The sequence below is a fragment of the Azospirillum sp. Marseille-Q6669 genome (genome assembly GCF_965111635.1).
Window position 1 is genome coordinate 691,604 of sequence record NZ_CBCOOP010000005.1, and the last position, 8,455, is coordinate 700,058.

The 8,455-nt window shown below is 71.0% G+C and carries 10 protein-coding genes and 1 pseudogene; 5 read left to right on the forward strand and 6 right to left on the reverse strand.

Annotation, left to right across the window (positions count from 1 at the left end; translation table 11 throughout):
- Window positions 1-37: 37 nt before the first annotated feature.
- The gene (locus tag ACWPXE_RS28585) at window positions 38-952 is read right to left on the reverse strand and encodes a DMT family transporter (protein WP_237904302.1); all 915 of its coding nucleotides are present in this window, start codon (window positions 950-952) and stop codon (window positions 38-40) included.
- Between the two features lie 110 nt (window positions 953-1,062).
- Complete coding sequence (locus tag ACWPXE_RS28590; RefSeq protein WP_014239330.1) at window positions 1,063-1,260, reverse strand: hypothetical protein; 198 nt, start codon at window positions 1,258-1,260, stop codon at window positions 1,063-1,065.
- A 248-nt stretch (window positions 1,261-1,508) separates the two neighbouring features.
- Between ACWPXE_RS28590 and leuC the strand changes: the two genes are divergently transcribed.
- The 5 genes and pseudogenes from leuC (at window position 1,509) to ACWPXE_RS28615 (ending at window position 4,616) form a co-directional block, all read left to right on the forward strand.
- Window positions 1,509-2,912, forward strand: a complete 1,404-nt coding sequence (gene leuC / locus ACWPXE_RS28595) for a 3-isopropylmalate dehydratase large subunit (protein ID WP_454020524.1) — start codon at window positions 1,509-1,511, stop codon at window positions 2,910-2,912.
- A 109-nt stretch (window positions 2,913-3,021) separates the two neighbouring features.
- Window positions 3,022-3,159: pseudogene (locus ACWPXE_RS28600) on the forward strand (helix-turn-helix domain-containing protein); the annotation flags it as partial.
- A gap of 45 nt (window positions 3,160-3,204) precedes the next feature.
- A complete protein-coding gene (locus tag ACWPXE_RS28605; protein ID WP_454020525.1) occupies window positions 3,205-3,684 on the forward strand; it encodes a helix-turn-helix transcriptional regulator in 480 nt (159 codons plus the stop codon).
- A gap of 105 nt (window positions 3,685-3,789) precedes the next feature.
- Window positions 3,790-4,167, forward strand: a complete 378-nt coding sequence (locus ACWPXE_RS28610; RefSeq protein WP_454020526.1) for a VOC family protein — start codon at window positions 3,790-3,792, stop codon at window positions 4,165-4,167.
- Between the two features lie 8 nt (window positions 4,168-4,175).
- A complete protein-coding gene (locus tag ACWPXE_RS28615) occupies window positions 4,176-4,616 on the forward strand; it encodes an EVE domain-containing protein (RefSeq protein WP_454020527.1) in 441 nt (146 codons plus the stop codon).
- A 24-nt stretch (window positions 4,617-4,640) separates the two neighbouring features.
- On the opposite strand, the gene ACWPXE_RS28620 is transcribed toward ACWPXE_RS28615, so the two are convergent.
- From ACWPXE_RS28620 to def, 4 genes are all read right to left on the reverse strand, one after another.
- Complete coding sequence (locus tag ACWPXE_RS28620) at window positions 4,641-5,972, reverse strand: branched-chain amino acid ABC transporter permease (RefSeq protein ID WP_454020528.1); 1,332 nt, start codon at window positions 5,970-5,972, stop codon at window positions 4,641-4,643.
- An 83-nt stretch (window positions 5,973-6,055) separates the two neighbouring features.
- On the reverse strand, window positions 6,056-6,793 hold the full coding sequence (gene truA, locus ACWPXE_RS28625) for a tRNA pseudouridine(38-40) synthase TruA (RefSeq protein WP_454020529.1): 738 nt from the start codon (window positions 6,791-6,793) through the stop codon (window positions 6,056-6,058).
- Entirely contained in the window at window positions 6,775-7,743 is a 969-nt protein-coding gene (gene fmt / locus ACWPXE_RS28630) for a methionyl-tRNA formyltransferase (protein ID WP_454020530.1), read from the reverse strand. Before fmt ends, truA begins: the two co-directional genes overlap by 19 nt.
- 39 nt (window positions 7,744-7,782) lie before the next feature.
- A complete protein-coding gene (gene def / locus ACWPXE_RS28635) occupies window positions 7,783-8,289 on the reverse strand; it encodes a peptide deformylase (protein WP_454020531.1) in 507 nt (168 codons plus the stop codon).
- Window positions 8,290-8,455 lie beyond the last annotated feature (166 nt).

Here is an 8,455-nt window from a genome sequence, read left to right on the forward strand (position 1 = left end):
GTGGGAGCCCGCGTCGACCACTACCCGAGCAACTTCCCTACCTTGCCCGCATCGTCGTCAGGATTCCCGCGCCGATCAGCGCCACCGCGATCAGCACGCCGGCCGTCAGCGGCTCGCCCATGAAGACCGCGCTCAGCAGCAGGGCGGTGACGGGGACGAGGCAGATGATCTGCCCGGCCTGGGCCGCCGGCATGGCGGTCAGCGACTTCGCCCACCACCAGAAGCACAGCCCCGTGGCGATCACCCAGTTGAAGGCCAGGACGGTGCCCAGCGCGGGCGTCCAGTGGATCGGCCGGGCGTGCTCCGCCGCCAGGGCCAGCGGCGCGGTCGCCACGGCGCTGACGGCGATCTGCCAGAAGGTCTGGGTCCAGAAGGGCGTGCGCCAGCCGCCGCGGCGCCGGCGGTAGAGGGTGGCGCCGAGCGCCCAGCTCAGCGCACAGGCGAGCAGCAGCCCGTTGCCGAGCAGCACCGCCGGGTCGCTCCAGTCCATCAGCGCCGGGTTGAAGAAGACGAGGACGCCGGCGAAGGTCAGCAACGCGCCGATCACCCGCCCACGCGTGAAGCGCTCCCCGGCCAACAGCACACCCAGCGGCAGCGCCCACATCTGCATGGTGTAGGCCAGCACCGCGGCCCGTCCCGGCGGCACCACCCGCAGCGCAATGGAGCTGAGGTCCAGCATGCCGGCGATCTGCAGCAGCCCGACCAGGGCCAGCGGCCAGCGCTCCCCCGGCGGCGGCAGGAGGGGGAAGCGCAGCACCCGCGACAGCAGGGCCAGCACCGCCGCCGCCCCGGCGAAACGGAGAAAGCAGAAGGTCAGCGGCCCGATGTCGGACAGGGCCAGCTTCATCAGGGGCCAGTTGGCGCCCCAGAACAGCACGATTCCCGCAAGCTGCGCGTAGACCACGGTGCCCGGACCGCCCACGGGTCCCTGGCCGGCCGCGGCGCGTGGCATGGCCTGATCCGCCATGAGTCCTCCCAACCCTGAATTTTGCCGCATCCTACGGCGCGGGTGGGGGCGGGAGGTCTGCGTTCCCGGTGCGGCAGCCCCGCGAGGGGTCGGCGTTACGGCGTGCCGCCGGTGGAGAAGCCGGTGAAGACCTGGATGCCGAACCAGCCGCCGATGGCGAACAGCACCAAAAGGATCATGGTGGTGGCGATGGCGATGTTGGTCTGGCGGATGCGCCGGCAGTTCGGGCAGCCGGGAAGCTCGGCAGGATAAGGCCGTTCGCAGCGTTCACAGCGGACAGTGGGGTCCGTCACGGGATGACCCTTCATCGAATGGGGCAATGGAGATCGGTGGGCGGACGCTACCATAAGGAGCGCCTTCCCCGCCAGCCGATGGGCGGCGCGGAGGAGCGGCGATTTTTCGCTGCGGGATGCCGGGTGTTTTCCACAGGCTCGGCCTTGTCCTGGTTGAAAGAGACGGCTATTGTGCGGCCCTCTTACCGCACGCTTCGTTCGTCCGGTCTGTGGTTTGCGAGAGAGAATTGCCGCGAGAGAGAGTTGCTATGTCCAAGCCGCGCACCCTGTTCGACAAGATTTGGGACAGCCACGTCGTCCACCGTCAGGACGACGGCACCTGCATCCTCTACATCGACCGCCATCTGGTCCATGAAGTGACCAGCCCGCAGGCGTTCGAGGGGCTGCGGCTTGCCGGCCGTCCGGTGCGCCGTCCGGAAGCGACCCTCGCCGTTCCCGACCACAACGTGCCGACCACCGACCGCTCCAAGGGCATCGTCGAGGAGGAAAGCCGCATCCAGGTCGAGACGCTGGACAAGAACGCGCGCGACTTCGGCGTCCGCTACTTCCCGATGGACGACGTCCGCCAGGGCATCGTGCATATCGTCGGTCCGGAGCAGGGCTTCACGCTGCCCGGCGCCACCATCGTCTGCGGCGACAGCCACACCGCCACCCACGGCGCCTTCGGCGCGCTCGCCTTCGGCATCGGCACGTCGGAGGTGGAGCATGTGCTGGCCACCCAGACCCTGCTGCAGAAGCCGGCCAAGAACATGCTGGTCCGCGTCGACGGCGAGTTGCCGGAGGGCGTGACCGCCAAGGACATCGTGTTGGCGATCATCGGCCGGATCGGCACCGCCGGCGGCACCGGCCACGTCATCGAGTTCGCCGGCGACGCCATCCGCGGCCTGTCGATGGAAGGCCGCATGACCGTCTGCAACATGGCCATCGAGGGCGGCGCCCGCGCCGGCCTGATCGCCCCGGACGAGAAGACCTTCGCGTATGTGAAGGGCCGCGCCCTGGCCCCGAAGGCCGGCGCCTGGGAGCAGGCGGTGGAGTACTGGAAGACCCTGCCGTCGGACGAGGGCGCGGTCTACGACACCACCGTCGTTCTGAACGCCGCCGACATCGTTCCGCAGGTCACCTGGGGCACCAGCCCGGAGGACGTGCTGCCGATCACCGCGACCGTGCCGAACCCGGCCGACGTGGCCGACGCCGGCAAGCGCGCCGCCGTCGAGCGCTCGCTGGCCTACATGGGCCTGGAGCCCGGCCAGAAGCTGACCGACGTGAAGGTGGACACCGTCTTCATCGGCTCCTGCACCAACGGCCGCATCGAGGATCTGCGCGCCGCCGCGGTGATCGCCCAGGGCCGCAAGGTCGCCGAGGGCGTGCGCGCCCTGGTCGTCCCCGGCTCGGGCCTCGTCAAGGAGCAGGCGGAGGAAGAGGGTCTGGACAAGATCTTCACCGAGGCCGGCTTCGAGTGGCGTGAGCCGGGCTGTTCCATGTGCCTCGCCATGAACGCCGACCGCCTGTCGCCGGGCGAGCGCAGCGCCTCGACCTCCAACCGCAACTTCGAAGGCCGCCAGGGCCGCGGCGGGCGCACCCACTTGCTCAGCCCGGCCATGGCCGCCGCCGCGGCGGTGACCGGGCACCTGACCGACGTGCGCAGCCTGTAAGCTCTCACGGTCCGCTGTGACGCCCGGAGCGGGGATGGCCTTCCAGCCGTCCCCGCTTCGTCGTTTTTAGGGGCATCCTCCGCTGTCGCGCGCCGAACGCCTCATCGATCTGATCCAGTGCCTGCGGCGCCACCGCCGGCCGGTCAGCGGGCACGTCCTCGCCGACGAACTCGGCGTCAGCCTGCGCACGATCTACCGCGACATCGCCACCCTCCAGGCCCAGGGTGCCCGCATCGACGGCGAGCCGGGCGTCGGCTATCTCCTCCAGCCCGGTTTCCTGCTGCCGCCGCTGATGTTCGCGGAGGAGGAGATCGAGGCGCTCGCCCTCGGCATTCGCTGGGTGGCTGACCGCGCCGACGGCGCGCTGGGGACGGCGGCGCAGAACGCGCTCGCCAAGATCGCGGCGGTGCTGCCGCCGGACCTCCGCGACCGCATGGACGCCTCCGCGCTGCTCGTCGGGCCGGGGGAGCCGATCGTCGGGGACGGCGTCGACCTCGCCATCGTCCGGCGGGCCATCCGCAGCGAGCGCAAGCTGTCCATCGCCTACCGCGACCGCGACGGGGCCGCCACCGAGCGCACCGTCTGGCCCTTCGCGCTCGGCTTCTTCGACCGGCTGCGCGTCATGGTCGCGTGGTGCGAACTGCGCGGGGCGATCCGCCATTTCCGCGCCGACCGCATCGTCTCCGTGACGGCGATGGAGGTCCGCTACCCGCGGCGGCGGCAGGCGCTGCTCAAGGAGTGGCGCGAGACCGAGGGCATCCCGGTCCGGTGAGCGCGCCCGCGCACGACTGCTGACAGAAACTGTCAGGGTGTTGGCCTAGCCTGGGCTTCGCCGGACGGGATCGCCCGTGCCGGGGACCAGCGAGGACACCAGCCCATGTTCAGCGCCAACATCATTCTCCTCTATGTGGACAGCCCGACCGCCAGCGCCGCCTTCTACACCGACCTGACCGGCAAGCCCCCGGTCGAGGCGTCGCCCACCTTCGCCATGTTCGCCCTGGACTCCGGTGTCATGCTGGGGCTGTGGTCGCGCCACACGGTGGAGCCGGCGGCCTCCGCGGGACCGCTCGGCGGCAGCGGCGAGATCGGCTTCCGGGTGGCCGGCGCCGAGGCGGTGCAGGCCCTTCACGACGACTGGGTGCGGCGCGGCCTGACCATCGCCCAGCCGCCGACCGCCATGGATTTCGGCCACACCTTCGTCGCGCTGGACCCGGACGGGCACCGCCTGCGCGTCTTCGCCCCGACGGAAGCGTGAGGTCCGCCATGGATCCGACCACCGCCAGCCGCAGCTGGATCGCCGTCGCCTCCGCCGAGCATGTCCGGTGGGGGCGGGCAGAGGGCTTCATGCAGGTCTGCCACGGCAAGGCGGCGCCGCTGCGCCGCATTCGCCCCGGGGACCGCGTCGCCTACTACTCGCCGACCGAACGCTTCCAGGGGAAGGACCGCCTGCAATCCTTCACCGCCGTGGGCATCGTGCGGGACGGCACGCCATACCCGTTCGACATGGGCGGGGGCTTCGTGCCCTTCCGCCGCGACGTGCGGTGGCTGGACGGGCGGGAGACGCCGATCCTGCCCCTGCTCGACCGGCTGGACTTCTCCGCCGGGGTGCGGAGCTGGGGCTATCCGTTCCGCTTCGGGCTGTTCACGGTCACCGACCGCGACCTGGACACCATCGCCGCGGCCATGGGGGCGGACCTTCCCTGACCGGTCCCCGCCACCGGGGGGCTCTCAATCCCCCCGCCCGCGGCGGCGGCCCATCAGCCCGTCCGGGCGGTAGATCAGGAAGAGGGTGAGCAGGCCGAAGGCCACGATGTCCTTGTAGGCGATGGCGAAATAAGCCGACCAGAAGGTCTCGACCAGCCCCAGCAAGGCGCCGCCCAGCATGGCGCCGGGGACCGACCCGATGCCGCCGACCACCGCGGCGGCCAGCGCCTTGAAGCCCACCAGATAGCCCGTGTAGAAATTCACCCCGCCGTAATAGAGCGCGATCACCGCCCCCGCCGCAGCGGCCAGCGCGCCGCCCACCGCGAAGGTGGTGGCGACGGTGCGGTCCACATCCACCCCGACCAGTTCCGCCGCCCCCACATCGTCGGCGCAGGCGCGGTGGGCGCGGCCGTAGGCGGTGCGCTGCATGATCGCCCAGAGCAGGGCGTAGAGCCCGCCGGTCATCAGAAGGATCACCGCCTGCGAGGTCAGGGCGGTGACGGTGAAGGCGCCGTCGCTGAGCAGCTCGTGCCGGTCGGCCAGGAACTGGGCGGGCCACCAGTCGCGGGCGCCGTGCAGCAGCCGCATCCCCTCCTGATAGGCGATGGACAGGCCGACGGCGGCGATCAGCGGTGTGTGGTTGTGGGTGCGGCGCAGGCGGCGGAACACCAGCCGGTCCATGGTCCAGCCCTGGACGGCGGTGAAGGCCATCACCGTGGCGAAGACCCCCAGCACCGCCAGCGGCAGGCCGCCCAGCCCGGCCATGCCCAGCGCCGCCGCCCCCATGGCGGTCAGCATGGCACCGATCATCGTCAACTCGCCCATGGCGAGGTTGATCTGCCCGAGGATGCCGTAGACCAGCGTGTAACCCAGCGCCAGCAGCCCGTAGACGCAGGCCACCGTGGCGGCGTTGATGAGCTGTTGCAGGAAGAAGAGAAGCGGCGCCCAGTCCGTCCGCGGCTGCGGTTCCGGTCCGCTCGACTCCGGCGGCAGACCGAGGCGGGCGGCGGGCAGGCCGGCCCAGATGCGCAGCATGGTGAATTGCATGGGCCGCAGCCGCCCCATGCGGTCGGTCGCCACGGCCACCAGCTCGTGCCGTCGCGAATCGAAGAATCGTCCGCCGAAGCGGCAGGCGATCCAGTGGGTGCCGGTCTCTGAGCGGTAGGTCAGGCGCAGCGCCGGCTCGTCGCCGTCCAGCGCCTCCGTGCCCAGGACGGTGACGGCGCCGGAGTCGAAGGCGGGGATCAACTTGCGGCATAGCGCGGCCTGATCGCCGTCCACGCCGCAGCCGGTCAGCAGCAGGGCGGCGATCAGCAGAAGGAACGGCGGGAACAGGCGCGGCGGACGGCGGTGCACGGCGACGGAAACCCGGCCGGTTGTGCTTCGCCTGGGAGTCTATCGGCAATTGACGACGAGCGCCAGACGCCGCCTTGGGAGTGTCAGTAGCGGGCGCCGACGAAATACAGCCCGTCGGGCGGGGCGGTCGGCCCGGCGGCGGAGCGGTTGCGCGCCTCCAGCGCGCGGCGCAGGTCGTCGGCGCTCCACTTGCCGGCGCCGACCAGCTCCAGCGTGCCCACCATGTTGCGCACCTGATGGTGCAGGAAGGAACGCGCGGCGGCGTGCACCCGGACCTCGTCGCCGACCCGCTCGACGGCCAGCCGCTCCAGCGTCTTGACCGGGGAGTTGGCCTGGCAGAGCGCGGCGCGGAAGCTGGTGAAGTCGTGCTGGCCGACCAGGACCTGAGCGGCCGCGTGCATCGCCTCGGCGTCCAGCGGCCGCATGACGTGCCAGGCGCGGCCCGTCTCCAGGGCGAGCGGGGCGCGGCGGTTGACGATGCGGAAGACGTAGCTGCGCCCCAGGCAGGTCATGCGGGCGTGGAAGTCCTCCGGCACCGCCTCGGCCTGCAGGACGGCCACGGGGGCGGGCCTCAGGTGGAAGTTCAGCGCGTCGCGCAGCTTCAGCCCGGTGAAGGGCTTTTCCAGGTCGAAATGGCAGACCTGCCCCAGCGCGTGCACGCCCGCGTCCGTCCGTCCGGAGGTGTGGACGCGCACGGTCTCGCCGGACAGGCGTTCGATCGCCTCCTCCAGCGTCTGCTGAACCGAGGGGCCGTTGTCCTGCCGCTGCCAGCCGACGAAGGGCCGGCCGTCATATTCGAGGGTCAGTTTCCAGCGCTGCATGCGGCGTCGCCGAGACGGGTGCCGACGGGCAGAGTGAAGCCGCGCAGCAGGGCGGCGCCGTCCACCGGGGCCTTGCCGGGCCGCTGCACCAGGGTGAGGCGCACGGCGCCGTCGGAGCAGGCGATGGTCAGGCGGTCGTCCAGCAGCGTGCCGGGCGCCGCCTTGCGCGCGTCGGGGGCGGGTTCGGCCTTCAGCACCTTGATGCGCTCCACCCCGCCCGTCGGTGTCGGGGCGTCGAACCAGCAGCCGGGCCAGGGGGTGAGGGCGCGGACCTGCCGCTCCACATAGGCGTCGTCGCGCGTCCAGTCGAGCCGGCCATCCTCGCGCGTCAGCTTGGCGGCGTAGGTCACGCCGGCCTCCGGCTGCGGCTCGGCGGTCAAGCGGCTTTCGGCGAGGCTGCCGAGCGCCTCCACGATCAGGCGGGCGCCCATCTCGGCCAGCGCGTCGTGCAGGCTGCTGGCGGTGGTCTCGGCGGTGATCGGCACCGCGTCCTTCAGCAGCATGGCTCCGGTGTCGAGTCCGATGTCCATCTGCATGATGGTGATGCCGGTCTCGGCGTCGCCGGCCAGGATGGAGCGCTGGATCGGGGCGGCACCGCGCCAACGCGGCAGCAGGGAACCGTGCACGTTCAGGCAGCCCAGCCGCGGCGCGTCGAGGATCGGCTGCGGCAGGATCAGACCGTAGGCGGCGACCACCGCGGCGTCGGCCTTCAACTCGGCGAACTCCGCCTGGGCCTCGGCGTTGCGCAGCGACTTGGGCGTGCGCACGGGGATGCCGCGCTCCTCGGCGAAACGGTGGACCGGGGATTTCTGGACCTGCTGCCCGCGCCCGGCGGGGCGGGGCGGCTGACTGTAGACGCAGACCACCTCGTGCCCGGCATCGGCCAGGGCGCGCAGGCTGGGCACGGCGAAATCCGGCGTGCCCATGAAAACGAGGCGGAGCGGCGTCATGAAGAGTCGTCCAACGTCAGAAGGTTAGGCGTCAGAAGGTTAGGCGCGCTGCATCTTCTGGACTTTGCGCAGGATCATGTTGCGCTTCAGCATCGACAGGTAGTCGACGAACAGCACGCCGTTCAGATGGTCGATCTCGTGCTGGATGCAGGTGGCCAGCATGCCGTCGGCCTCGATCTCGCGCGTCTCGTTGGTCTCGTCCAGGTAACGGACCCGGACCGAGGAGGGGCGGGTGACCTCGGCGTACTGGTCGGGCACCGACAGGCATCCCTCCTCGCACACCGACGTCTCGTCCGATTTCCAGACAATTTCCGGGTTGGCAAGGCGGATGGGGTTCGGCTTCTCGTCCTTGTCGTGCACGTCCACGACGATCACCCGCTCCAGGATGCCGATCTGCGGCGCGGCGAGGCCGATGCCCTTCGCGGCGTACATGGTCTCGACCATGTCGTCCATCAGCTTGGCGATGCGGGTGTCGACCTTGTCGACGGGCTTCGCCTTCTGCTTCAGGACAGGGTGCGGGGCGACGAGGATATCGAGAACGGCCATGGGAACTCAGCAACGGTGCGTGGAGGTGCGACAATCCGTCAAAATATGGGGGGCGGGCCCCGAGGGCAAGGGAGGGGCCAGGGCCAAACCCCCCTCCTTCACCCCCTGGGCCCCCGCTCCCATCGGGACGGGCGCGCCCCCGAGGGGGGGGGGGGGGGTCGGCTTG

Coding starts and splice junctions, on each gene's coding strand:
- def (WP_454020531.1), bottom strand. CDS start 8,289: ATGGCCGTTCTCGATATCCTCGTCGCCCCGCACCCTGTCCTGAAGCAG.
- fmt (WP_454020530.1), bottom strand. CDS start 7,743: ATGACGCCGCTCCGCCTCGTTTTCATGGGCACGCCGGATTTCGCCGTG.
- truA (WP_454020529.1), bottom strand. CDS start 6,793: ATGCAGCGCTGGAAACTGACCCTCGAATATGACGGCCGGCCCTTCGTC.
- leuC (WP_454020524.1), top strand. CDS start 1,509: ATGTCCAAGCCGCGCACCCTGTTCGACAAGATTTGGGACAGCCACGTC.
- ACWPXE_RS28605 (WP_454020525.1), top strand. CDS start 3,205: ATGTTCGCGGAGGAGGAGATCGAGGCGCTCGCCCTCGGCATTCGCTGG.
- ACWPXE_RS28615 (WP_454020527.1), top strand. CDS start 4,176: ATGGATCCGACCACCGCCAGCCGCAGCTGGATCGCCGTCGCCTCCGCC.
- ACWPXE_RS28610 (WP_454020526.1), top strand. CDS start 3,790: ATGTTCAGCGCCAACATCATTCTCCTCTATGTGGACAGCCCGACCGCC.
- ACWPXE_RS28585 (WP_237904302.1), bottom strand. CDS start 952: ATGCCACGCGCCGCGGCCGGCCAGGGACCCGTGGGCGGTCCGGGCACC.